Annotated in this window: 22 protein-coding genes; 10 read left to right on the top strand and 12 right to left on the bottom strand. The window is 63.6% G+C overall.

Annotation, left to right across the window (positions count from 1 at the left end):
• Positions 1-119: 119 nt before the first annotated feature.
• From ACP7CJ_RS23260 to ACP7CJ_RS23285, 6 genes are read right to left on the bottom strand one after another with little or no spacing between them, the layout of a single operon-like run.
• Entirely contained in the window at positions 120-1,052 is a 933-nt protein-coding gene (locus ACP7CJ_RS23260) for a phosphatidate cytidylyltransferase (RefSeq protein WP_247408497.1), read from the bottom strand.
• 1 nt (position 1,053) lies between these two features.
• Entirely contained in the window at positions 1,054-1,674 is a 621-nt protein-coding gene (locus ACP7CJ_RS23265; protein ID WP_247408496.1) for a lysophospholipid acyltransferase family protein, read from the bottom strand.
• A gap of 9 nt (positions 1,675-1,683) precedes the next feature.
• Entirely contained in the window at positions 1,684-2,127 is a 444-nt protein-coding gene (locus ACP7CJ_RS23270; RefSeq protein WP_426102244.1) for a hypothetical protein, read from the bottom strand.
• Positions 2,117-3,415: a phosphatase PAP2/dual specificity phosphatase family protein gene (locus ACP7CJ_RS23275; protein ID WP_426102242.1), complete on the bottom strand. Its 1,299-nt coding sequence runs from the start codon at positions 3,413-3,415 to the stop codon at positions 2,117-2,119. The genes ACP7CJ_RS23270 and ACP7CJ_RS23275 overlap by 11 nt, the downstream gene beginning before the upstream one ends.
• Positions 3,416-3,417: 2 nt before the next feature.
• Positions 3,418-5,172, bottom strand: coding sequence for a bifunctional alpha/beta hydrolase/class I SAM-dependent methyltransferase (locus ACP7CJ_RS23280; RefSeq protein ID WP_426102240.1), 1,755 nt, complete (start codon positions 5,170-5,172; stop codon positions 3,418-3,420).
• 10 nt (positions 5,173-5,182) lie between these two features.
• Positions 5,183-5,806, bottom strand: a complete 624-nt coding sequence (locus ACP7CJ_RS23285; RefSeq protein WP_426102238.1) for a CDP-alcohol phosphatidyltransferase family protein — start codon at positions 5,804-5,806, stop codon at positions 5,183-5,185.
• 319 nt (positions 5,807-6,125) lie between these two features.
• On the opposite strand from ACP7CJ_RS23285, the gene hflK (ACP7CJ_RS23290) reads away from it, so the two are divergent.
• The 8 genes from hflK (ACP7CJ_RS23290) (at position 6,126) to cfaB (ending at position 15,295) form a co-directional block, all read left to right on the top strand.
• Entirely contained in the window at positions 6,126-8,051 is a 1,926-nt protein-coding gene (hflK, locus tag ACP7CJ_RS23290) for a protease modulator HflK (RefSeq protein WP_426102236.1), read from the top strand.
• Between the two features lie 12 nt (positions 8,052-8,063).
• Complete coding sequence (gene hflC, locus ACP7CJ_RS23295; protein ID WP_276195545.1) at positions 8,064-9,053, top strand: protease modulator HflC; 990 nt, start codon at positions 8,064-8,066, stop codon at positions 9,051-9,053.
• Complete coding sequence (gene hflK, locus ACP7CJ_RS23300) at positions 9,050-10,084, top strand: protease modulator HflK (protein ID WP_276195544.1); 1,035 nt, start codon at positions 9,050-9,052, stop codon at positions 10,082-10,084. The genes hflC and hflK (ACP7CJ_RS23300) overlap by 4 nt, the downstream gene beginning before the upstream one ends.
• Positions 10,081-11,967, top strand: a complete 1,887-nt coding sequence (locus ACP7CJ_RS23305) for a cation-translocating P-type ATPase (RefSeq protein ID WP_426102234.1) — start codon at positions 10,081-10,083, stop codon at positions 11,965-11,967. Before hflK (ACP7CJ_RS23300) ends, ACP7CJ_RS23305 begins: the two co-directional genes overlap by 4 nt.
• Positions 11,968-12,082: 115 nt before the next feature.
• Entirely contained in the window at positions 12,083-12,334 is a 252-nt protein-coding gene (locus ACP7CJ_RS23310; protein WP_247404852.1) for a hypothetical protein, read from the top strand.
• Between the two features lie 64 nt (positions 12,335-12,398).
• Positions 12,399-13,244 carry a DUF692 domain-containing protein gene (locus ACP7CJ_RS23315; protein ID WP_426102232.1) on the top strand — a complete coding sequence of 282 codons (846 nt, stop codon included), beginning with the start codon at positions 12,399-12,401 and terminating at the stop codon, positions 13,242-13,244.
• A complete protein-coding gene (locus tag ACP7CJ_RS23320; protein ID WP_276195542.1) occupies positions 13,235-14,023 on the top strand; it encodes a DNA-binding domain-containing protein in 789 nt (262 codons plus the stop codon). Before ACP7CJ_RS23315 ends, ACP7CJ_RS23320 begins: the two co-directional genes overlap by 10 nt.
• An 87-nt stretch (positions 14,024-14,110) precedes the next feature.
• Entirely contained in the window at positions 14,111-15,295 is a 1,185-nt protein-coding gene (gene cfaB / locus ACP7CJ_RS23325) for a C17 cyclopropane fatty acid synthase CfaB (RefSeq protein ID WP_426102230.1), read from the top strand.
• A gap of 320 nt (positions 15,296-15,615) precedes the next feature.
• On the opposite strand, the gene cls is transcribed toward cfaB, so the two are convergent.
• Positions 15,616-17,055, bottom strand: coding sequence for a cardiolipin synthase (gene cls / locus ACP7CJ_RS23330; protein WP_276195540.1), 1,440 nt, complete (start codon positions 17,053-17,055; stop codon positions 15,616-15,618).
• 130 nt (positions 17,056-17,185) lie between these two features.
• Here cls and ACP7CJ_RS23335 point away from each other — a divergent pair, with 130 nt between their 5' ends.
• Positions 17,186-17,707: a DUF3617 domain-containing protein gene (locus ACP7CJ_RS23335; RefSeq protein ID WP_276195539.1), complete on the top strand. Its 522-nt coding sequence runs from the start codon at positions 17,186-17,188 to the stop codon at positions 17,705-17,707.
• A gap of 84 nt (positions 17,708-17,791) precedes the next feature.
• On the opposite strand, the gene ACP7CJ_RS23340 is transcribed toward ACP7CJ_RS23335, so the two are convergent.
• From ACP7CJ_RS23340 to folE2, 4 genes are read right to left on the bottom strand one after another with little or no spacing between them, the layout of a single operon-like run.
• Positions 17,792-18,670: a metal ABC transporter substrate-binding protein gene (locus ACP7CJ_RS23340; protein WP_253400201.1), complete on the bottom strand. Its 879-nt coding sequence runs from the start codon at positions 18,668-18,670 to the stop codon at positions 17,792-17,794.
• Between the two features lie 11 nt (positions 18,671-18,681).
• Positions 18,682-19,548: a metal ABC transporter permease gene (locus ACP7CJ_RS23345; RefSeq protein WP_276195538.1), complete on the bottom strand. Its 867-nt coding sequence runs from the start codon at positions 19,546-19,548 to the stop codon at positions 18,682-18,684.
• Positions 19,548-20,216, bottom strand: a complete 669-nt coding sequence (locus ACP7CJ_RS23350) for a metal ABC transporter ATP-binding protein (RefSeq protein ID WP_426102228.1) — start codon at positions 20,214-20,216, stop codon at positions 19,548-19,550. Before ACP7CJ_RS23350 ends, ACP7CJ_RS23345 begins: the two co-directional genes overlap by 1 nt.
• Positions 20,213-21,103 carry a GTP cyclohydrolase FolE2 gene (gene folE2, locus ACP7CJ_RS23355; RefSeq protein WP_426102226.1) on the bottom strand — a complete coding sequence of 297 codons (891 nt, stop codon included), beginning with the start codon at positions 21,101-21,103 and terminating at the stop codon, positions 20,213-20,215. The genes ACP7CJ_RS23350 and folE2 overlap by 4 nt, the downstream gene beginning before the upstream one ends.
• A gap of 128 nt (positions 21,104-21,231) precedes the next feature.
• Between folE2 and ACP7CJ_RS23360 the strand changes: the two genes are divergently transcribed.
• Positions 21,232-22,434, top strand: coding sequence for an N-acetylmuramoyl-L-alanine amidase (locus ACP7CJ_RS23360; protein ID WP_426102224.1), 1,203 nt, complete (start codon positions 21,232-21,234; stop codon positions 22,432-22,434).
• On the opposite strand, the gene ACP7CJ_RS23365 is transcribed toward ACP7CJ_RS23360, so the two are convergent.
• Positions 22,431-22,799, bottom strand: a complete 369-nt coding sequence (locus tag ACP7CJ_RS23365; RefSeq protein ID WP_426102222.1) for a glutamine synthetase — start codon at positions 22,797-22,799, stop codon at positions 22,431-22,433. The two genes, ACP7CJ_RS23360 and ACP7CJ_RS23365, sit on opposite strands and share 4 nt — an antisense overlap.
• Positions 22,800-22,806 lie beyond the last annotated feature (7 nt).

Here is a 22,806-nt window from a genome sequence, read left to right on the forward strand (position 1 = left end):
CGTATCTTACACGCGTCTTTAAGACAAAAGATGAGGTCGATACATCGCATTGTGGGGGGATGTTTATGGGGGGCGGGGATTCACATTTTGATCTTCGTCAGGCTTGAGGGCGCTGTTTGTCAGGTCCACCAGTAGCGCACCAGGTGAAAGAAGATCGGCGCCGCAAAGCACACCGAATCCAGCCGATCGAGCATCCCGCCGTGCCCTTCGATCATATGCCCCCAGTCCTTCACGCCACGGTCGCGTTTGATCGCCGACATCACAATGCCGCCGGCAAACCCCAGCAGGTTGATCAGCAGCGCAATCAGGAACGACTGCCACGGGTTGAACGGCGTGGTCCACCACAGCGCGGCGCCGATCAGGGAGGAGAGCAGGATGCCGCCGACAAAGCCTTCGACGGTTTTCGACGGTGACAGGTTGGGCGCGATCTTGTGTTTGCCAAACAGCTTGCCGCACACGTACTGCAGCACGTCCGACAGTTGCACCACGATCACCAGGTAGGCGATCAGCAGCAGGTTGCGGCCTTCATAACCGGGGATGTCGAGGGTGAGCAGGGCGGGCACGAAGGACACGCAGAACACCGCGATCATCAGGCCCCATTGCACCTTCGACGCACGCTCCAGGAAGTGCGTGCTGTCGCCGCCGAGGGAGGCGAGGATCGGCAGCAACAGGAACACGTACACCGGGATGAAGATCGAGAACAGCCCGTACCAGTCGGCATAGATCAGCAGGTATTGCAGCGGCAGCGCCAGGTAGAACGCGGCCACCAGGGCCGGGTAGTCGCTGCGCCGGGTGGGGGTGAGGGTGAGGAATTCGCGCAGGGCGTAGAACGAGACGGCGTAGAACAGCAGGATCACTGCGCCGGTGCCGAGCCAGAAGGCGATGCCGATCACCACCACCATCACCCACCAGGCGTTGATGCGGGCATTGAGGTTGTCGATCACCGCATTCGGCGTGCCACGGGTGCGCAGCTTGAGGATCAGGCCGATCAGCGAGGCGAGTACCAGGATCGCGCCGATCCCACCGAACAGCATCAGGGTTTGGCTATCCATGTCAGGAATGCTCCGGGGCGAGGGCGAGCAGGGCGTCGCGGGTGCGGGCAAGGAAGGCAGCTTTGTCTTCGCCGTCTTCCAGTTGCAGTGGGGCGCCGAAGCTGGTGGTACACAGCAAAGGCAGCGGTAGGACGCGGCCCTTGGGCATGACCCGGTTGAGGTTGGCAATCCACACCGGAATCAATTCCGCCTGTGGGTAACTTTTTGCCAGGTGATACAGGCCGCTTTTAAACGGCAGCAAGCCGTCTTCCAGATTGCGTGTGCCTTCGGGAAAGATGATCAGCGAGTCGCCGCCTTCCAGCGCGGCGAGCATGGGCTGCAAGGGGTTATCCACAGGGTCTTTGCGTTCACGGTCGATCAACACGCCGTTGAATACGCGGCGGATGATGTAGCGGCGCAGCGCACTTTTATTCCAGTAGTCACTGCCGGCCACCGGGCGCGTGAATTTGCGCAGGTTCTGTGGCAGCGATGCCCACAGCAACACGAAGTCACCGTGGCTGCTGTGGTTGGCGAAGTAGATGCGTTGCACCGGTACCGGCGCGCAGCCCAGCCACAGGCTGCGGGCGCCGGTGACGGTACGGGCCATCGAGGTAATCAGGGTGGCGACCACGGGTTCGAACATGGGGATTCCTTATCCGGTGAAAGGTAGCCAAGGGCTGGCGAGGATCACGCCCAAGGTCAGCAGCACTTGCGCGCCGAGCAGCCAGGCTTGCTTGCGCAACAGTTTGAGGGCGCCGCGACGGCGTTCGGGCCAGGGCCGGCCGGCGCGGTTGGGCGACTGCAGGCCGAGGGTTTGCAGGGCCTGGTCGAGGTCCGGGGTGCGTTCGGTGTCGCGGGCGAGCAGGGTGAACAGGTCGGCGTCGAAGGCCACGCGCAGTGCCCAGTATTTCTGCAGCAGGCCGAGGATAATCATCCACAGGCTGAGCAGCAGGCAGATCGGCGCGACGCTGGCCATCAACAGTTGCGCCAGGCCGAATAACACGCCCAGCAGCGTCAGGCCTGTGGATAACTGATCCAGTGAGCGGCCACGGCGCAGCAGGCTGGCGACGACCTGAAGTTCCATATCAGCAGGCATGGGGCAAGGCCTCCAAGGCATGGCGATGAGCGGGATGCAGGACCACCTGGGTCCGTGCTGTACGAATAATAGCCAGTGCTTGATCCACCGTGGCGGCGCGTCCGCTGTGCAGCAGCCAGGCGGCGACGGCGGTAGCGCTGCGCGAATAGCCGAGGGCGCAGCACACCAGTACCGGGCCGCTGGCGCGCAGGCGTTCGATGGCTTGCGCCGCTTGCAGGCATTCGGCGGGTGTCGGCGCGATCAGGTCGAGTACGGGGATGCCTTGATAGGCGCGGCCCTGTGGATTAATCGGCAATTCCGCGCACAAATCGACGATGGCCGTGAATGAACCTTGCTCGCGCACGGAAGGCAGCCGCCCGAGCCAGACGTTATCTACAATCAGGTCGGGTTGTGGATGCGTGCGTGTCCACCACCGCGAATTGAGCCACGCCGCCGCCAGATACGGTGCATACAGCCAACGCGCGGCGGGGGTCAGTTGACCGTCGGCACGTTTCTGGAAACCTGGCGCGCCGAGACCGACGTAATTCGCCATGATCAGCCCCAGGGACAACGCCGGCCACAGTAGCCACAGCCACCCGCCGCCCAGGGTAAACGCGAGGATGATCAGCCCCAGCGCGCCCAGGCCGTAGCGCAGCCCCAGCCGCCAGCGTGTGGAATCGCGGGTCAGCCGCGCATTCAACAGCGGGCTCGGATGTTCCAGCGGCCACAGCCACACGCACAGCCAACCCGCCAGGGCGCCTGTGGGTAAGTCGATAAAGTGGTGTTGATAAGTGGTCAGCACCGAAACCCCGATCAACCCGAACCAGCCGTGTACCAGCCAGCGCCAGGCGCCCTGGGTGTGACGTTGGTACATGATCCACAGGATCACCAGCAGCGCGATATGCAGCGACGGCGCCTGGTTGAACGGTTTGTCGAAACCGGCCAGCACGGCGAACAGCCAGCCGAACACGCCGTCCAGCTCCGGCCTTTCGAAGGTGAAGCGCAGCGGCCAGATCAGGAAGCAGCTCACGGCGATGAGCTGCGCACTCAGCAGGCGCAGCGCATGTTGCTTCAGTTCATGGCGGCTGTTGGGCAGCAGCAGGGATAAACCGTAGAGCAGGTCGATGGTCCAGTAGGGCACGATGGTCCAGGCCCAGAACGGCATGTGGGTTTCCCAATCGAACACCAGTGTGCCGACGTCGCTGCGCTGGCTGGTGACCCATGTGGCAAAGCCATAGGTGCTGAAAAACAGCGGCGCCAACAGCAACAGCCACAGGAACGCGGGCTTTAACAGGCCGGGTTCGCGCATGTTCAGATCTTCTGCGCCAGGGACACGGTAAAGATGCCCCACTCATCCACCCGCTGGGTGATCTTGCGGAAACCGGCGGCTTCCACCAGTTGATCCATTTCTGCCTGGCTGCGCCGGCGCATCACCCAGGCCTGGCCCTGGCGATGGCTGGTCAACGCGCGGGCGATCAGTTCCAACTGCGGGTGCCACGGCTGGCCGGTGTAGACCAGATAACCGCCGGGCTCCACGGCTTCGGCCAGGCCCGCCAGCGAACCGCCGACCATGGCGTTATCGGCAAACAATTCATACAGCCCGGAGACCACCGCCAACGTCGGTTTGGGCGCCAGCGCCGCCAGGTCCGCGCGGTCGAACGCGTCGCCTTTGACGAATTGCGCGATATCCCCCAGGCCTTTCTCGCGAATCAGTGCGCCACCGTCGCGCACGTTGATGTCGCTGTAGTCGCGCAGCAGGATCGATTCCGGCAGCGGCGAAACGCCCTGCAAGGCTTCGAGAATGTAGCGGCCGTGGCCGGCGGCGATATCGACGATGCGCACTTCGCGGTCCGCTGTGCGCAACTGGGTCATGGCCCGGCGCAGCAGCTCTTCGACATTCAGCTTGCGCTGGCGAATGCCGCGCCAGCCGATGGAGTTGAGGTAGTTGGTGTCGATCATCCGGCCCAGCCGGCCTTTGCCGGTGGGCGTGTTGCGGTACACGTAGTCCAGGGTGCTGCCGGAGTCGAAACCGGTGTCGAAGCCCAGCTTCACGCCGTCCGACAGGTTCTTACCGAGGCCCATGCTGGCGCGGGTCATACGCCAGTACAGGTCGCGCAGGGAATTGCGCGGCAGCGGTGCGGCGAGGGATTCGGATTCGGCGCAGGTGGCGCCCAGCTTGTCGGCATCGAGCAGCGAGGCGCGGTCCAGCGGGTGCGCGAAGTTCTGCAGGATAAAACGCCGGGCGCTGCTCACGGCCACGGCGCGGTCGCGCTCGCCGAGGGTGTCGTGGAAGAAGCCAGGGAGGATATGCAGCTCTTTTTTCAGGCTGCCGAGGCGGTCGAAAAACTGTTGTTGGGGTTTGCGATGCACCACGAAATCGGAGCCGGAGATCAGCAGTTGGGTCGGCACCTGGATCGCCTGGGCATCGGCGACAACCCGGTCGGCCGCTTCGTACAGACCGAGTAGCACATTCACCGAAATCGCCTTGGTGATCAGCGGGTCGCTGTCGTAGGACGCGACGCGCTCCGGGTCGTGGCTGAGGAACTTGGCCTTGACGTAACTGTTGACGAAAAAGTTGCCGCGAAACTTGCGCATCAGCGCCAGGCCCGGCCGGGCGAAGGGCACGTACAGTTTGACGTTGAACGCCGGGGAGGCGAGCACGAGCGCGCGGATTTTCGGCGCGTAGTCGTGGACCCAGGTGGCTGCAATCACCGCGCCGACGCTTTGGGCGATGACTGCAGTATTTTCGGCCTCGACGCCGTAAGTGACGCCGATGTGGTCGCAGAAAGTCTGCACGTCGCGGGCGCTGGTGGCGAAGCTGGGGCTGTCGCCGCGCTCGCCGGGAGATTGGCCGTGGCCACGGGCGTCCCAGGCGAAGAAGTCGAACTGTGGCAGGTTCAGTTCATCGACCAGGTGGGCGATGCGCCCCGAATGCTCATGGCCGCGATGGAACAGCAGGATCGCCTTGCGCGGCTCGCCGTCCGCTGGGGCGGTAGCCGGCCAGTGCCGGTAGAAAAGCTCGACGCTATCATGGGTACTGAAGGTGTGTTCTTGCTGTTCGCGCATCGCAAAATCCTTATGCAGAAGGGGAAATGTGTTGTTCTTCTTTGAGGCCCTGACGCACCCGGTTGACCAGGGTGTAGGCGAGCAGGGCGGCGACCAGCCACATCACCGTATCGACCCAGCCGGCGCCGAGCCAGCCCAGCGCCACGCCGGTGGCCAGCACGCCGAGGACGAATGCCCGATCACTTTTGCCCATCGGCCCGTCGTAGCGCCGTGACGCGCCGACCATCGGCCCGAGCACCCCGGCGTATTCGCTGAACACTGCCAGCAAGGTCACCAGCAGCACCGGCGCCAGGCTGACGCCGGGGATCAGCGCAAAGGGCAGGATCAGCGCGCTGTCGGCGATCACGTCGCACAGTTCATTGAGGTAGGCGCCCAGGCGCGACTGCTGGCCGAATTCCCGGGCGAGCATGCCGTCGATGGCGTTGAGGGCCATGCGCATGATCATCCACAGCGGGATCAGCGCAAACACCCAGAGGTGTTGGGCAAAGCCGGCGATCAGCAGGCCGACCAGCAGGGAGATGACTCCTGCGAGCACGGTGATCTGGTTGGCGGTGGTGCCGTTGTCGTAGAGGCGCTGCACGAGGGGCCGCAGCAGGTTTTGAAACCGCGGTTTGAGCTGATAGATCGAAATCATGGGGGTGACGCTTCCTTGTCCGTGAACCCGCGAAAAACTGCTCGGGAGTGTGCCGATTAATCGTAGCCTGCACCAGTGATAGCGTGTGTTTATGGGGGTTTAGTCACGCTCCGGAGCGCGATGAAGAACATAAGTGGGAGGGGGTTTTCCCCCGATGGCGGCGGACCCGCCAACCCATGCATCAACTGACCCAGAGCCATCGGGGGTAAACCCCCTCCCACAGAGGGTCTGTGTGGCATGTGAATACGGTGTTTAACGAACACAAATTTCACGCATTGTGTTATATCGTAACGAATTATGTACAGGCGGGCATGAGTGGATGCAAGTGGATCTAGAAGCTGACGGCGCTTCGGTTGAAGGCCTGCCGCGTTTTCAGCAAGGGCTGTTCCATGCCCGTCGATTGAGGCAAGCCGGTATCAGCCTGACTGCGTTGGCCATCAGCGGCTGGGTGCTGGCGCTGTTTGTTGCGCTGTTTGCACCGGTGTCGATCTGGCCGGTGGTGTTGATTAACTGCGCGTGCGCGTTGCTGGTGCTGGTGGCCGGGTTGCAGTCGGCGTGGTGGGTTGCCGATTGGCGTGCCCAGGCGCTGGAAGCGTCGGCGCCCGAGTTACTCGCAGCAGAGGGCGAACCCGCCGGCTGGCAGGCGCGCCTGGTGGGGCGTTTCGGCCGAGGGTTGCTGGCCCAGATCGGCGCGCCGGTGTTGTGGCTCGGCGGTTGGTCGTTGTTCGCGCTGGTCAGCATCATCGAGTTCTGGAACCTGGGCTTGCCGGCGGCAGCGGTCGGCCAATCCGCAAGTATCGGCGCCGCGCTGGCCTTGGCCTTGGCCTTTGGCCTGCTGGTGTTCGAGCGGCGCCTGGCCCAGGCAACCGCCGCGCAATGGCCGGAAGCCGCGCAGTTGGCGCAACTGAGCCGGGTGGCGATTGGTTGTCTGGTGATCAGTGCGCTTTGCCTGCTGTTTGCCAGTGCGGCGTCGGTGTGGCCGCTGCGCCTGGCGACGCTAGCTGGGCTGTTGCCGGCGCTGGTCGCGCTGGAGTTTCTGTTAAGGGCTGTGCTGTCGCTGTTCAGCCCGCGCCAACCGCGCCTCGAACCGCGCTTGATGGCGCAGAGTTTTATCGCCGGGCTGCTGCGTTGGCCGCCGCAACCGCTGCAGGCCTTGCAGCACGAATTGCACAACCGCTTCGGCATCGACCTGCGCCAGATCTGGGCGTTTACCTACATGCGCCGGGCGTTTCTGCCGGTGCTGCTGGTGGTGCTGGCCGTCGGCTGGGCGCTGACGGGGGTGCATGAAGTTCCTCTGCAAGGCCGTGGGATTTATGAGCGCTTCGGCAAACCGGTGCACGTCTTCGGCCCGGGTCTGCACGCCGGGTTGCCGTGGCCGTTGGGCCGCGTGCTGAACGTGGAAAACGGTGTGGTGCATGAGCTGGCGACCAGCGTCAGCGAAGCCGCCAGCCCGGAGCTCGCAGCGGCCGAAGGCCCGGCGCCGCCGATCGCCAACCGCCTGTGGGACGCCAGCCATGTGAATGACAAATCCCAGGTGATCGCCAGCAGCCGCGGCGACAAACAGAGCTTCCAGATCGTCAATATGGATGTGCGCTTCGTCTACCGTATCGGCCTGACCGACCAGGCCGCGCTTGCCGCCACCTATAACAGTGCGGATGTGCCGACCCTGATCCGCAGCACCGCCAGCCGTATCCTCGTGCATGACTTTGCCTCGCGCACCCTCGACGAATTACTCGGCGAACAACGCACCGGCCTGGCCGACGAGATCGGCCGCGCCGTGCAAGCGGACCTGCAAAAACTCGACAGCGGCGTGGAAATTCTTGCCACGGTGGTCGAAGCCATCCACCCACCGTCCGGTGCCGCCAACGCCTACCACGGCGTGCAAGCGGCGCAGATCGGCGCCCAGGCGCTGATCTCCCGCGAACGCGGCGCCGCCAGCGAACAAACCAACCAGGCCCTGCTGCAAGCCAGCACCGCCCGCGACCAGGCCCAGGCCACCGCGCGTGAGGTCAATGCCGGCGCCCAGGCGGCGGACCTGCGGTTTGCCGCCGAACAAAAGGCCTACGCCAGCGCCGGCAAAGCCTTCGTGCTGGAGCAGTACCTCGGCCAACTGACCCTGGGCCTGGCTCACGCCAAGCTGCTGATTCTGGATCATCGCCTGGGCGCCGACAGTGCGCCGACGATCGATCTGCGTTCTTTTTCCTTGCCGGCCGATCCCTCGGTGCCGCGTAAAGCCGTTCAATAAGGAGTCTGTCTGTTGAGCGCTCATTCTCACGATCATGGTCACCACCACCACGGCCACCATCACCACCACCACGGTGATGAACAACCCGCCGGCCCCTTCCCTTGGCGGCGCATGGCCTGGGCCGTGTTGCTGGTGCTGTTTGCGGTCGCGGCCGCGAGCCTGGTGCAGGTGCGGTCCGGCGAAGCCACGGTGATTACCCGTTTCGGCAACCCGTCGCGGGTGCTGCTGGAGCCGGGCCTGGGCTGGCGCTGGCCGGCGCCGTTCGAAGCGGCGATCCCGGTGGACCTGCGTCTGCGCACCACCTCCAGCGGTTTGCAGGATGTTGGTACCCGCGATGGCCTGCGCATCATCGTGCAGGCTTACGTGGCGTGGCAGGTGCAGGGCGATGCCGACAATGTGCAGCGCTTTATGCGCGCAGTGCAGAACCAGCCGGATGAAGCAGCGCGGCAGATTCGTACCTTTGTCGGCTCGGCGCTGGAAACCACAGCGGCCAGCTTCGACCTGTCCAGCCTGATCAATACCGATGCCAGCCAAGTGCGCATCGCCGATTTCGAAGCGCAGTTGCGTCAGCAGATCGATCAACAATTGCTCACCACCTATGGCGTGCGCGTGGCGCAGGTGGGCATCGAGCGGCTGACCTTACCGTCGGTGACGCTCATCGCCACTGTCGACCGCATGCGCGCCGAGCGCGAAACCATCGCCACCGAACGCACCGCCGTGGGCAAGCGTGAGGCGGCGCAGATTCGCTCCGCCGCCGAGCGCGATGCGCGAATCGTGCAGGCCGATGCCACGGTGAAAGCCGCCGACATCGAAGCGCAATCGCGGGTCGAAGCGGCGCAGATTTATGGGCGGGCCTACGCGGGCAATCCCCAGCTGTACAACCTGCTGCGTTCGCTGGACACCCTGGGCACCGTGGTCACCCCGGGCACCAAGATCATCCTGCGCACCGACGCCGCGCCGTTCCGCGCACTGGTGGACGGGCCGAAGGACGTCCAGCCATGACCGAGCGTGACAGCCCGGACAGCCCGTGGATTCAGGCCGGGCGCCTGACGTTCATGGCGCTGTACGCGGTGACGGTGTTGGCCGCCCTGGCCTGGGCGTTTTCCAATGTGCGCCAGATCGACCCGCAGAATCGCGCCGTGGTGTTGCACTTCGGCGCGCTTGATCGGGTTCAGAATGCCGGGCTGTTGCTGGCGTGGCCGCAGCCGTTCGAGCAGGTCGTGCTGTTGCCGGCGGGGGACCGGGTGATCGAGCGGCGGATCGACAACCTGCTGCGTTCCGATGCCGCGGTGCAGGCCGACCGCGTGGCCAGTTTCGCCACGCCGTTGAGCGATGCCCTGGCCGGCTCCGGCTACCTGCTGACCGGCGACGCCGGCGTGGTGCAGCTGGATGTGCGGGTGTTCTACAAAGTCACCGAGCCTTATGCGTTTGTGTTGCAGGGCGAGCACGTGCTGCCGGCGCTGGATCGTCTGGTGACGCGCAGCGCCGTGGCCCTGACGGCAGCGCGGGATCTGGACACCATTCTGGTGGCGCGCCCCGAATTGATCGGCAGTGACAACGGCGCCGCCGAGCGCCGTGAACGGCTGCGCGGCGACTTGGTGCAAGGCATCAACAAGCGCCTGGCGCAGTTGACCGCCAGCGGCTTGGGAGTGGGTATCGAAGTCACCCGCGTCGATGTGCAATCGAGCCTGCCGAGCCCGGCGGTGAATGCCTTCAACGCGGTGCTCACCGCCAGTCAGCAAGCCGACAAAGCCGTGGCGAATGCACGGACCGACGCGGAAAAACTCACGCAAACCGCGAACCAGCAGGCTGACCGCCTGGTGCAAGTCGCCCACGCCCAGGCCAGCGAACGCCTGGCCAATGCCCAGGCGCAAACCGCTACTGTCGCCAGCCTGGCCCAGGTCAAAGACCCCGGCTTGCTGTTGCGCCTGTACCGCGAACGCTTGCCGAAGATTCTCGGCCAGGCCGGTTCCGTGACCACGGTCGATCCCAAAGACGACTCCCGCTTGATCATTCAGGGAGCCGAACAATGAGCGCGCCCATGCTGACATCCGCCGAGCAGCGCAGCGCCGCCCGGCAATTGACCCTGGCCATGCTCGCCCTCGGCTTGCTCGTGCTGGGCCTGGTGTGGCGCTGGCTGGCGCCGGACCAGAGCGGCGTCAGCCAGTTGCTGCTCGGTGTGGCCTCGCTGCTGGTGGCCGTGCCGGTGATGCGCTCGGCCTGGTACAGCCTGCGTTTTCCCAGCCTGCATGGCATCACCGACCAGCTCATCGCCCTGGCGATGCTCGGCGCGTGGGCCACGGGCGATCTGCTGACCGCCGCCTTGCTGCCGATCATCATGATCTTCGGCCATGTGCTGGAAGAGCGCAGCGTGATCGGCTCTCAGGAAGCGATCCATGCCCTCGGCAAACTGACCCGCAGCCACGCGCGCCTGGTGCAGGCGGACGGCAGCATCAGCGAGGTCGACAACGGCACGCTGAACACCGGCGACATCGTCGAAGTGCGCGCCGGCGACCGCGTGCCCGCCGATGGCGTGGTGCTGTCAGGCCAGGCCAGCCTCGACACGGCGCCGATCACCGGCGAATCGGTGCCGCTGGAAGCCATCGTCGGCGTGCAAGTGTTCGGCGGTGCGATCAACCTCGACGGGTTGTTGCGCCTGGAGGTGACCCGCACCGGCAACGAGTCGACCCTGGGCAAAGTCATCGCCCTGATGCAGAACGCCGAGCGCTCCAAGCCGCCGATCACGCGCCTGCTGGAGCGCTACGCCGGCAGCTATATGGTGTTGGTGCTGTTGCTGGCGGCGGTGACGTGGTTTGTCACCCATGACGCCCAAGCGATGCTCGCGGTGTTGGTGGCGGCGTGCCCGTGCGCGCTGGTGCTGTCGGCTCCGGCCACGGCGATTGCCGGGATTGCCGTGGCGGCGCGGCATGGGATTCTGATCCGCAGCTCGGCGTTCCTCGAAGAGTTGGCGGACCTGACCTCGCTGGTGGTCGACAAGACCGGCACCCTGACCTTTGGCACCCTGCGTTTGCAGTCCATCGAAACCACCGCGCCGGACCGCCAAGGGTTGTTGAACCTGGCGGCCAGCCTCGGGTCGGCCAGCAGCCACCCGGTCAGCCGCGCGTTGGCGGGGTTGGCGACGCAGGAACAGCTGTTGGTGCTCACCGACATCCGCGAACGCCAAGGCCTCGGCGTGGTGGCCCAGACCGCGCAGGGCGAAGCGGCGCTGGGCCGGCCGGAGCTGTTCGAGCAGTTGGGCATCGCCACCACCCGCGTCCCCGACCATGATGGCCCGATTGCCGGGCTGGCCTTGAACGGTGCGTTCCTTGCCTGGCTGTTGCTCGCTGACAGCGTCAAACCTGAAGCGCGCCAGGCCCTGCAAGAGCTGCGCGACCTGGGCCTGGGTCGCCAACTGCTGCTGACCGGCGACCGTCAAAGCGTGGCCGACAGCCTGGCCCTCGACGTGGGCATCAGCGATGTCGAAGCCCAGGCTCTGCCGGAAGACAAGCTCAACCGCGTATTGGGGGAGATCCGCAGCGGTTTCCGGCCGATGGTGGTGGGCGACGGCATCAACGATTCCCTGGCGCTCAAAGCGGGCGTGGTCGGTGTGGCCATGGGCGCGGGCGGTGCGGATATCGCGCTGGCCTCGGCGGATGTGGTGTTGATTGGCAGCGACTTGCGCCGCCTGGGCACGTGTGTGCGCTTGAGTCGTCAATGTCGGCACACGTTGCAGGTCAACGTGATCATCGGCCTGGGCTGGACGCTGGCCATCGTGGTGTTCGCCGCGTTTGGCTGGTTGGGGGCTGCTGGCGCGATGATCGCGGCGGTGTTGCACAACCTCAGTACCTTGCTGGTGCTGGGCAACGCCGGGCGTTTGCTGCGGTTTCAGGAGCCGTTGTCGAAGCTGGAGAAATAACTGTCAGATTTTTTTCGAGGGTGCTGTAACGGCAAGGGGGCACCTCACTCTAGTGGTATGTCGGGACTGAGCATGCCGCTCAGCCGACCTAACCACGCTCTATGAGGATGACCCCATGACCATCAAAAACGCCATTTCCGGTGCTGCCCTGGCGCTCGCTGCTGCCACCCTGTTTGCCGGTGTCACCACCCAGGTACAGGCCGCCGACGCTGCGGTGCATTGCTACGGCGTCACCTCCTGCAAAGGCATGAATGACTGCAAGACCGCTGAAAACGCCTGCAAGGGCCAAGCGGTTTGCAAGGGTCATGGCTTCAAGGCCATGACTAAGGCTGCGTGCGACAAGGCCGGTGGCAAAGTCGGCGAGTAATCGGCCCCCGCGTACCCCGCAGCGGCCACCTGCCGCTGCGGACACGTTTGCCCAGGAGTGTCTGATGTCCATGTCCCTTCCGAGCCTGGGTTACGGCCTGGGTCTACGCAGTGAGTACTACCAGCAGATCCTTGAACAATCGCCGGCCGTGGATTGGTTCGAAGTGATCTCCGAGAATTACCTGGTGCAGGGCGGTAAAGCCTTGTACTACCTGGACGCGATCGCCGAGCGCTACCCGCTGGTGATGCACGGTGTGTCCCTGTCCATCGGCGGGCCCCATGCCCTCGATATCGATTACCTCAAGCAGCTCCAGCAACTCGCCGCGCGCATCCAGCCGGCGTGGATCTCCGATCACCTGTGCTGGAGCCGTGGCAGCGCGCACCAATTGCATGACCTGCTGCCCCTGCCTTACACCGAAGAAAGCCTGTATCACGTGGCCAGTCGTGTGTTGCAGGTGCAGGATGTGTTGCAGCGCCCGCTGGTGCTGGAGAACGTCTCCAGCTATGTGCGCGCCAAGGCGGATGAATTCACCGAGTGGGAATTCCTCACCGCGCTGACCCAATTGACGGGGTGCCAGTTGCTGCTGGACGTCAATAATGTGTACGTCAGCTCGCGCAATCACGGTTTCGATGCCTGGACGTTCATTCGCAACCTGCCGCCGCAGAGCATTCGCCAACTGCATCTGGCGGGGCATATGGACTACGGCGATTACGTGGTCGATACCCATGACCATCCGGTGTGTGATCCGGTGTGGGCGCTGTATCAACAGACCCTGGAGCACCTGGGCCCGGTCTCGACGTTGCTGGAGCGCGATGACCATTTTCCGCCGTTCGAAGAGCTGCTCAGCGAGTTGGACAAGGCCCGCACGCTGGGTGCGACCGCCTTGGCCAGGAGAGCGTTATGCGCCTGACGGATTGGCAACTGGCCTTCGAAGAGCACTTATTGGCCGAAACCCCTGTGGCCGGCACTGGCTTTGCCGCCACGTTGCTGGGTGGTCCTACGCTGGATGTGGAAACGGGCCTGGCGATTTATCACAATGCCTACCTGTCGCGGTTGCAGGACGTGTTACGGCAAGACTTCGGCGCCCTCTGGTATTGGCTCGGGGATGACGAATTCGCCTCGTTGACCGAGGCCTACGTGCGTCGCTATCCCTCTGCCCACTACAGCTTGCGCTGGTTGGGCCAGCGGTTCGCGGCGTTTATCCAGGAGCACCTGGTGGCTGAGCAAAGCGCCCCGCTGTCTGAGCTGGCGCGGCTGGAGTGGGCCTTTACCCTGGCGTTCGATGCGCCGCCGGGTACGCCGCTGACCCTGGACGACATGGCGCGACTGTCACCGCACGACTGGCCGGGTTTGCAGGTCACCCTGGCGCCGACCGTTCAGCAGATACTCTGCCGCTTCAACAGCGTAGAGACCTGGCGCGCCGGCAAGGCCCAGTCGGACTTGCGCGCCGGCCAGCCCCTGGATACGCCGCAGATCTGCCTGGTGTGGCGCCATCAGCAGGTGTGCCGCTACCGCAGCCTGGAACCCGCAGAAACCTGCGCCTTGGCGGGTATGGTGACCACCGGCTGGTGTTTTTCAGAACTGTGCGCACAGTTGGCAGTCAGCTATGGAGAGGGTGCGCCCCTGCAAGCGGTCTCGTGGCTGAAACAGTGGATTCAGGACGGTTTGCTCGAACGCCGATTTTCATAAGCACAGGTTATGAAATCGATAGCTTCCTACGTTGTCGTGGGATGGTCTACCCTCTTTCCAGACGTCTGAAACAAGGGGGGACTACTCATGCTCGCGCAACTTCCACCGGCCTTACAGAATCTTCAGCTACCGCTGCGTCTTCGACTCTGGGACGGCCATGAATTCAACCTGGGCCCCGAGCCCAGTGTGACCATCGTGGTGAAGGACCCCACGGTTGTGTCCACGCTTTTCCATCCCACGCTCGATTCATTGGGCGAAGCCTTCGTCGAGGGCAAGCTGGAGCTGGAAGGCTCCATCGCCGAGGTGATCCGGGTGTGTGACGAGTTGAGTTATGCCCTGATCGATGACGATGCGGACAATCATCCGGTGCGCTCGATCCACGACAAGGCCACTGACGCGGCGGCGATTTCCTACCATTACGACCTGTCCAACGCGTTCTACCAGCTGTGGCTCGACCAGGACATGGCGTATTCCTGCGGTTACTTCGAAACCGGCAGCGAATCCATCGACCAGGCCCAACAAGACAAATTCCGCCACCTGTGCCGCAAGTTGCGCTTGCAGCCGGGGGAGTATTTGCTCGATGTCGGCTGCGGTTGGGGCGGGCTGGCGCGGTATGCGGCGCGGGAGTTCGGGGTAAAAGTGTTTGGCATCACCCTGAGCAAAGAGCAATTGGCCCTGGCCAAAGAGCGCGTGAAAGCCGAGGGCCTGGAGGATCAGGTGGACCTGCAACTGCTCGATTACCGCGACCTGCCCCAGGACGGCCGTTTCGACAAAGTGGTGAGCGTGGGGATGTTCGAACACGTCGGCCACGCCAACCTGGCGCAATACTGCAAGACCCTGTTTGGCGCGGTGCGCGAAGGCGGCCTGGTGATGAACCATGGCATCACCGCCAAGCACATTGACGGGCGCCCCGTGGGCCGTGGCGCCGGGGATTTTATCGAGCGCTACGTATTCCCCAACGGCGAACTGCCGCACCTGGCGATGATGACCGCCGAGCTCAGCGAAGCCGGGCTCGAAGTGGTCGACGTAGAAAGCCTGCGCATGCACTACGCACGCACCCTCGACCATTGGAGCGAACGCCTGGAAGACAACCTGGAAGCAGCGGCGAAGCTGGTGCCGCAGCAGGCATTGCGCATCTGGCGGTTGTACCTGGCCGGTTGCGCCTACGCGTTTGCGCGGGGCTGGATCAACCTGCACCAGATCCTGGCGGTAAAACCCTTCGCCGATGGCAGCCATGAACTGCCGTGGACGCGGGAAGATATCTACCGTTGAAGCATTTTCGCGCAGCCCCGTGGATGCAAAATGTGGGAGGGGGCAAGCCCCCTCCCACATGTTTATCGCAGCGTCTGTTAGAGAATCGGTGAGATAAGCCGCGCGATCGGCATGCTGGCGGTAAAACCCCACGCCGATGGCAGCCATGAACTGCCGTGGACGCGGGAAGATATCTACCGCTGAAGCGTTCCCCGCAGCTCGGCGGATGCAAAATGTGGGAGGGGGCTTGCCCCCGATTGCGGTGTGTCAGCTAGCTGATTGGGCACTGATTCACCGCCATCGGGGGCAAGCCCCCTCCCACATGTTTATCGCAGTGTCAGTTAGAGAATCGGTGAGATAAGCCGCGCGATCCGCATGCCCAGTTGTTGCAGGCGGCGGGTTTCGCGGCTTTCTTCCTGGCTGACTTCATGGGCCTGGGCGAAGTCGTCGAGCAGCATGTGCTCCACTTGCTGGGCGAAGGCTTCATCGACGGTCAGCAACATCACCTCGAAGTTCAGCCGGAACGAACGGTTGTCCATATTCGCACTGCCGATGGCGCTGATTTCGCTGTCAACCAACACCACTTTCTGGTGCAGAAACCCCGGCCTATAGCGGAACACCCGCACCCCGGCACGCACCGCTTCGATCGCGTAAAGGCTGGAGGCGGCATACACAATGCGGTGGTCGGGCCGCGACGGGAGCAACAGGCGCACGTCGACCCCGCGCAGCACCGCCAGGCGCAGGGCGGCAAACACCGCTTCATCCGGGATGAAATACGGGCTGGTGATCCACACGCGCTCGGTCGCGGCGTGGATGGCTTCGACAAAAAACAGCGAGCAGGTTTCATAAGGGTCGGCCGGGCCGCTGGCGAGCAATTGGCAGAGCACGCCGTCTTCGGGGTAAGTGTCCGGCAGGATCAGCGGCGGCAGTTCCCGCGCAGCCCAGAACCAGTCTTCGGCAAACGATTCCTGCAGGCACGCCACCACCGGGCCGATGACCTGCACATGGGTATCGCGCCACGGCGCCAGTGGCGGTTTTTTGCCCAGGTATTCGTCGCCGACGTTATGCCCGCCGACAAACCCGGTGATGCCATCCACCACCACGATCTTGCGGTGGTTGCGGAAGTTGACCTGGAAGCGATTGAGCCAGCCGCTGCGGGTGGCGAACGCCTTGACCTGCACCCCGGCGTCGCGCAGCGATTGCACATAGCGAGAGGGCAGGGCGTGGCTGCCGATGCGGTCGTAGAGCACGTAGACGGCTACGCCCTGGGCGACTTTTTCCTTCAGCAAGGCATGCAACTGCCTGCCGAGTTCATCGTCATGAATGATGAAGAACTGGAACAGCACGGCGGTTTTGGCGCCGCGAATCGCGTCGAAGATCGCACTGAAGGTGGCGTCACCATTGATCAGCAAGCGCACTTCATTGTTCGCCAGGCACGGCATGCGGCCCAGCTTGGGCATCGCCCGCAGCGAGGCGTAGGCGCTGGAGTTGCGTGCGGCCAGGGCTTCCTCGACCCACGGGCGCCAGTTCAGTTCGTTGATTGCGGTGTGCATTTCCTGGTTGGCCTGGCGCCGCGCCTGGATGTACGCATCGAAGGTGCTGCGGCCGAAGATCAGGTAAGGAATCAGCGTCAGGTAGGGTACGAACATCAGCGATAAGGCCCAGGCAATCGAGCCTTGGGCGGTCCTGACGGTCAGCACCGCATGGATCGCGGCAAGCGTTCCGAGAAAATGCAGCGTGGCGATAAAGTAGGCGAGCAGGTGCGGGCCAAAAAAATCCATGGACGATGTCACTCCAGGCAATCCAGTGCCTAACAGACCATGTTCGGTCAGGAATGTCGCTATTTTCTTTGCCGTGCAACACTGGCACTTTTGTGGCGTCTAACGCCCACAATTGCCCAGGAGTTACTCGATGAATGCTCGTCTGCTAGGTTTGGCCATGGTTATTGGTTTGTCACTGCCCGTGGCGGCACAGGCGCAGATGCTGGCGCCGGGCTTGTGGGAATTGACTACGAGCAACATGAAAGTGGATAACCAGGACCTGCCGGACCTGTCGCTGATTCTCGGTCAGCTCAAGCAACAGATGACCCCGGAACAGCGCGCCATGCTGGAAAAACAAGGCATCGCCATGGCCGGCAAAGGCGTCCAGGTGTGCCTCACCCCCGCCCAGGTCGCCTCCGACTCGATCCCGCTGACGGACCCGCAGTCGGGCTGCAAACAGCAAGTGACCGACAAGAGCGGCAACCAGTGGAAGTTTCGTTTCAGTTGCCCGAAAGCCCAGGGTACCGGCGTGGCCACCTTCCAGAGTCAGAAAGAGTTCACCACCACGGTCAACGGCACCTTCAACGCCACCGGCATTCAGCAGAAGGGCAGCCTGGACAGCCACGCCCAGTGGCTGGGGGATAACTGCGGCACCGTCAAACCGCGCGCTTAACCCCGACCATCAGGTGTAGCCCCTGGCCGTTGTGTCAGGCCAGGCGGGCAAACTAGACAGTCACGCCGGACGCGTTCTTGCGGATCATGGTTTGCCCAACGCCGCGCACAGGGTGTTGAGGTTGTATTCGAACAGCCCGATAAAGGTGCTGGCCGGGCCTTCTGCGGCGAGGGCGTCGGAGTACAGCGTGCCGCCGATCTGCGCGCCGCTTTCGCTGGCGATCTGTTTGAGCAGGCGTGAGTCCTTGATGTTTTCAATGAACACGGCTTTGACCTTGTCCTTGCGGATCTGGGTGATCAGCGCGGCGACTTCAGCGGCTGAAGGCTCACGCTCGGTGGACAAACCCTGGGGCGCCAGAAACTGGATGCCATAGGCCTGGCCCAGGTAGCCGAAGGCGTCGTGGGAGGTGACGATACGGCGGTTGCCCGCGGGCAACGCGCCGAACTTGGCCTTGGCCTCGGCGAGCAGGCGGTAGATGTCTTTCAGGTACGCCTGGCTGTTGCGCAGGTAGTCGGCCTGGTTGGCCGGGTCGGCGGCCACCAGCGCCTTGGTGATGTTGTTCACATAGATTTCGGCATTGGCCAGGTTATGCCAGGCGTGCGGGTCCGGGATGGTTTCGCCGTCTTCCTCCATGGTGTGGGAGATCACGCCTTTGCTGGCGGTGACCACGGTGGCGCGGGTTTCGGTGCTAGCCACCAGGCGGTCCAGCCACGGCTCGAAGCCGAGACCATTTTTGATGATCAGCTTGGCCTTGAGCAGCGCCTTGGCGTCGTCCGGGCTCGGCTCGTAGGTATGCGCGTCGGCGTCGGGGCCGACCATGTTGCTGATCTGGATGTGCTCACCGCCGATCTGGTGAGTGATGTCATCGAGAATACTGAAGCTGGTCACCACCTGGAGTTTGTCGGCGGCCTGGGCCATGGACAACGGCAGTAGCAGACTGAACAGCACGAATAGAGCGCGCATCGGGAAACACCTCATTGGGATGACAGCAAGGGAGGGCGGCGCAGCAAGCCATGCACCGGACCGAAAACCACGGACAGCAGGTACCCACCACCAGCCACCAGCACAATCGCCGGGCCGCTGGGCAGTGAGTAATAGAACGACAGCAACAAACCAAGCCACACCGACAGGCAGCCCAGCACTGCCGATACCGCGATCAACACCGGCAAGCGCCGGCTCCAGAACCGCGACGCGATGGCCGGCAGCATCATCAATCCCACCACCATCAGCGCGCCGATGGCTTGGAAACCGATCACCAGGTTCAGCACCACCAGGGTCAAAAACAGCCCGTGGGCCAGCGGGCCGAGGCGGCTGACGGTTTGCAGGAACAGCGGGTCGAGGGTGTCCAGCAGCAGCGGTTTGTAGATCAGCGCCATGGCGACCAGGCTGAAGCCAGAGACCCAGAGCATGCCGGTCAAGGTGGTGTCGTCGACGGCCAGTGCGGAGCCGAACAATAGGTGCAGCAGGTCCAGGCGTTTGCCGGCAAGGCCGAGGATCAGCACGCCGGCGGCGAGGGAGATGGGGTAGATGGCGGCCAGGCTGGCGTCTTCGCGCAGGCCGGTGCGACGGGTGATCCACGCTGCCAACCCAGCCATGCTCAGGCCGGCGCCGAGGCCGCCAATGGTCAGCGCGGGCAGGCTCAGGCCGGCGAACCAGAAACCCAGGGCGGCGCCGGGCAGGATGCCGTGGGCGACGGCGTCACCGATCAGGCTCATGCGCCGCAGGATCAGAAACACCCCCAGCGGTGCGGTGCTGCAGGCGAGTACCAGGCCGCCGATCAGGGCGCGGCGCATGAAGATGAAGTCGACAAAGGGCAGCCACAGGTGCGCGGTGAGATGCATCAGGCCACCTGCATGTGCGGTTGCGGTCGGATCAGTTCTTTGCTCGGCCCGAACAGGCAGCCCGTGCTTTTGATCTGCACCACTTGCTGGGTGTGTTGACGCACGGAGGCCAAGTCATGACAGACCACGACTACCGTGCGGCCCTCATCGTGCCAGGCGTGGATGTGTTTCCAGCACAAAGCCTGGCCGTCTTCGTCGAGCGCCGCGTGGGGTTCGTCGAGCAACAGCACCGGCGTGTCGGCCAGGCTCATGCGGGCGAGCAGGGCGCGTTGCAATTCGCCGCCGGACAACGCCATCAACGGGCGCTGTTCCAAGCCGCCCAGGCACCAGTCTTCCAGCACCGCCTGCAAACGCTGGCTGCGTTGCGGCGCACTGAGCTGCGAGCCCCAGAAGCCGGCGGCGACCAGTTCTTGCAGGCTGATCGGGAACTGACGGTCGAGGTGCTGTTGCTGCGGCAGGAACGACAGGCCGCCACGGCGTGGAATGTCCAAGGTGACTTTCCCCGCCAGGGGTTTTTGCAGGCCGGCGATGACTTTGAGCAGGCTGCTTTTGCCCGTGCCGTTGGCGCCGATCACACCGGTGAGGCTGCCCGTTTCCAGGCGCAAGTCCAGCGCAGGGGTCAGTGGTTGGCCAGGGGCGCCCCAGCGTAAAGCCGTACAGGTGATCATGCTGAGTGCCTCGTCCAGCGGCTTTCGGCCACGGCATCGTGCGCGTGCAGGCTTTCGGCGTGGATTACTTTGAGGTGGAAGGCTTGGACGGCATCCGAGCGTTTCAAGGCGAGGTTCAAGCGGCGGGCGGCGTCTTCGCAGAACATCAGGTTCTGCCCGTTGGCCAGGGCGAAGGCTTGTTCGTCCGCACGTTTTACCGCGGTTTGCACGGCGGTGCCGAGTGCGGCCTCCGCCGTGTTGATCAAATCGGTCAATGCCAGGTGCTCGCCGCGCAACTGGACGCGCAGTTGCGCGCTGCTGCGCTGGCTGTGGGGCGTGGCGACAATGCCATTGGCGCTGCCGAGCCAGGTCAGCACGTCGGCCTGCTGCAACGGTGTGTTGCCGAAGTCTTCGAGAAATTGCTGCTGAATCAACTGCCTGGCGAGGGCCGCTGAGCACGGACAGGTTGAGGAATAAGTAACGTCAATTTTTAGTTCCACGTGGAACATCTGGTTTTCCACACGCGCTTCGATGCTCACCGGGTAGCCTTTCCAGCCGGCCAGTGGACTGACCAATGCCGGGCGTTTGAGCAGCAGATCGGTGTGGATACGCAGGTAGGCGTTATTAGATAAACCTTCATGACTGTCGAGAAAACGCTGCAGTACCTTACGCAGAAGTGCCGGCGTCAATGGCTGCTGGTCGAGCCTCTCCAGCGCCAGGTACAGGCGTGACATATGAATGCCACGAGCCGTGCCGTCGTCCAGGCTGACGCCGGCGTCAGCAGTGGCGGCCAGGCGGTGGCCGTCGAGCAAAATGGGCAGGGCGATGCCGCACATGCCCACCCAGTCGAGCGGCAAGGCTTGGCGTGAAGCCTGCGCGGCGATATCCGGCAGAGTCAGCGCATTCATGAGCAGGTCCATCGTTGGCGATAAAAAGACATGTTATATTATAACTATTGAGTCGGCGATGAATTTTCTGTTCTGGTCTTTTTTCAGTCATGTCGAGTAAGGACGCTCCTTTATCTGCGGTATTTGTCATGCACAGACGTCAGCTCCTTAACCTGCTCCTGGTCAGCCCGCTGTTCACCTTGCCCTTCACCGCGTCGGCCACACAGATTCGCAACGCCCGCCTGTGGCGCTCGGACGACAAGCTGCGACTGGTCTTCGACCTCAGTGGCCCGGTGAACTACAAGACTTTTTCCCTGACCGCGCCGGAACGCCTGATCATCGACCTGAGCGGCGCCGGGCTCAGTGGCGACTTCTCTCAGTTGGCCTTGAAGAACAGCGGGATCACCTCGATTCGCTCCGGGCACTTTGGCAAGGCGGATACGCGCATCGTGCTGGACCTCGCCACGCCGATGCAGCTCACCAGCTTTTTGTTGCCGCCCGGGGATGGGCAAGGGCACCGGCTGGTGCTTGATCTCAGCAGCGCCACTCAGGTTCCTCACCCGATAGCGGCCGCACCCAAACCGCCGGTCGACAGGGCGCACCCCAAGCGCGACATCATCGTGGTGGTCGATCCCGGCCACGGCGGCAAAGACCCCGGCGCTATTGGTTCCAAGGGCCAGCGCGAAAAAGACGTGGTGCTGTCCATTGCCCAATTGCTGGCCAAACGCTTGAAGCGCGAGAAAGGTTTCGATGTGAAGCTGGTGCGCAACGATGACTTCTTCGTGCCGCTGCGCAAGCGCGTGGAGATCGCCCACAAACACAACGCCGACATGTTTATCTCGGTGCATGCGGATGCGGCACCACGGATCACCGCGTCGGGGGCGTCGGTGTATGCCTTGTCCGAAGGCGGTGCCACCTCGGCCACGGCGCGTTTCATGGCGCAACGGGAAAACGGCGCCGACCTGCTGGGCGCCACCAGTCTGCTGAACCTCAAGGACAAGGACCCGATGCTGGCCGGGGTGATTCTCGACATGTCGATGAACGCCACCATCGCCTCCAGCCTGCAACTGGGCAGCTCGATCCTGGGTAGCCTGGAAGGCATCACCTCGTTGCATCAGAAGCGCGTGGAACAAGCCGGGTTCGCGGTGCTCAAGTCACCGGACGTGCCGTCGATCCTGGTGGAAACCGGGTTTATCTCCAATGCGCGGGACAGTGCGCGGCTGGTCACGGCGCGGCATCAACAGGCGGTGGCGGAGGGTTTGTTCGTCGGCCTGCAGCGCTATTTCCAGAAAAACCCGCCGGTGAACAGCTACATGGCTTGGGTCCAGGAACAGAAAAACAACCAGGCCTAACAGCCAGTCACGCGGCTGCAGGTGAACGTGGCGCTGGCGCCACCGGAGCTGGAAAACCGGTTGATCGTGGTCCAGCCCACGCGCCGCGTGTAGCCGACCCACGCCTCGCCGTCCGAGGCCAAGCCGGTGAAGAACGTCAGTTGCCCGTAACGGCTGTTGGTCTGAGCCCAGTGGCGCTGGCCGATCACTTCGAAACCGCGCAAATACGTGGTGGTGCCGACCGTCGCCACGCTGTAGGCGTTGCCCAGTGGGTCGACGCAAGCCAGCAGGGTGGCGCTGCGCGTGCAGTTCGCCGACAGGCTCGGTAATTGGGCGCAGGCTTCGGCCGTGATGAGCAACAGCAGGCTGCACAGTAGATATTTCATAGGGTTT

This window comes from Pseudomonas sp. PSPC3-2, from assembly GCF_049897085.1.
Lineage (GTDB): Bacteria > Pseudomonadota > Gammaproteobacteria > Pseudomonadales > Pseudomonadaceae > Aquipseudomonas > Aquipseudomonas paraveronii.

Coding starts and splice junctions, on each gene's coding strand:
- ACP7CJ_RS23260 (WP_247408497.1), bottom strand. CDS start 1,052: ATGGATAGCCAAACCCTGATGCTGTTCGGTGGGATCGGCGCGATCCTG.
- ACP7CJ_RS23265 (WP_247408496.1), bottom strand. CDS start 1,674: ATGTTCGAACCCGTGGTCGCCACCCTGATTACCTCGATGGCCCGTACC.
- ACP7CJ_RS23270 (WP_426102244.1), bottom strand. CDS start 2,127: ATGCCTGCTGATATGGAACTTCAGGTCGTCGCCAGCCTGCTGCGCCGT.
- ACP7CJ_RS23275 (WP_426102242.1), bottom strand. CDS start 3,415: ATGCGCGAACCCGGCCTGTTAAAGCCCGCGTTCCTGTGGCTGTTGCTG.
- ACP7CJ_RS23280 (WP_426102240.1), bottom strand. CDS start 5,172: ATGCGCGAACAGCAAGAACACACCTTCAGTACCCATGATAGCGTCGAG.
- ACP7CJ_RS23285 (WP_426102238.1), bottom strand. CDS start 5,806: ATGATTTCGATCTATCAGCTCAAACCGCGGTTTCAAAACCTGCTGCGG.
- hflK (WP_426102236.1), top strand. CDS start 6,126: ATGCAAGTGGATCTAGAAGCTGACGGCGCTTCGGTTGAAGGCCTGCCG.
- hflK (WP_276195544.1), top strand. CDS start 9,050: ATGACCGAGCGTGACAGCCCGGACAGCCCGTGGATTCAGGCCGGGCGC.
- ACP7CJ_RS23305 (WP_426102234.1), top strand. CDS start 10,081: ATGAGCGCGCCCATGCTGACATCCGCCGAGCAGCGCAGCGCCGCCCGG.
- ACP7CJ_RS23310 (WP_247404852.1), top strand. CDS start 12,083: ATGACCATCAAAAACGCCATTTCCGGTGCTGCCCTGGCGCTCGCTGCT.
- ACP7CJ_RS23315 (WP_426102232.1), top strand. CDS start 12,399: ATGTCCATGTCCCTTCCGAGCCTGGGTTACGGCCTGGGTCTACGCAGT.
- ACP7CJ_RS23320 (WP_276195542.1), top strand. CDS start 13,235: ATGCGCCTGACGGATTGGCAACTGGCCTTCGAAGAGCACTTATTGGCC.
- cfaB (WP_426102230.1), top strand. CDS start 14,111: ATGCTCGCGCAACTTCCACCGGCCTTACAGAATCTTCAGCTACCGCTG.
- cls (WP_276195540.1), bottom strand. CDS start 17,055: ATGGATTTTTTTGGCCCGCACCTGCTCGCCTACTTTATCGCCACGCTG.
- ACP7CJ_RS23335 (WP_276195539.1), top strand. CDS start 17,186: ATGAATGCTCGTCTGCTAGGTTTGGCCATGGTTATTGGTTTGTCACTG.
- ACP7CJ_RS23340 (WP_253400201.1), bottom strand. CDS start 18,670: ATGCGCGCTCTATTCGTGCTGTTCAGTCTGCTACTGCCGTTGTCCATG.
- ACP7CJ_RS23345 (WP_276195538.1), bottom strand. CDS start 19,548: ATGCATCTCACCGCGCACCTGTGGCTGCCCTTTGTCGACTTCATCTTC.
- ACP7CJ_RS23350 (WP_426102228.1), bottom strand. CDS start 20,216: ATGATCACCTGTACGGCTTTACGCTGGGGCGCCCCTGGCCAACCACTG.
- folE2 (WP_426102226.1), bottom strand. CDS start 21,103: ATGAATGCGCTGACTCTGCCGGATATCGCCGCGCAGGCTTCACGCCAA.
- ACP7CJ_RS23360 (WP_426102224.1), top strand. CDS start 21,232: ATGCACAGACGTCAGCTCCTTAACCTGCTCCTGGTCAGCCCGCTGTTC.
- ACP7CJ_RS23365 (WP_426102222.1), bottom strand. CDS start 22,799: ATGAAATATCTACTGTGCAGCCTGCTGTTGCTCATCACGGCCGAAGCC.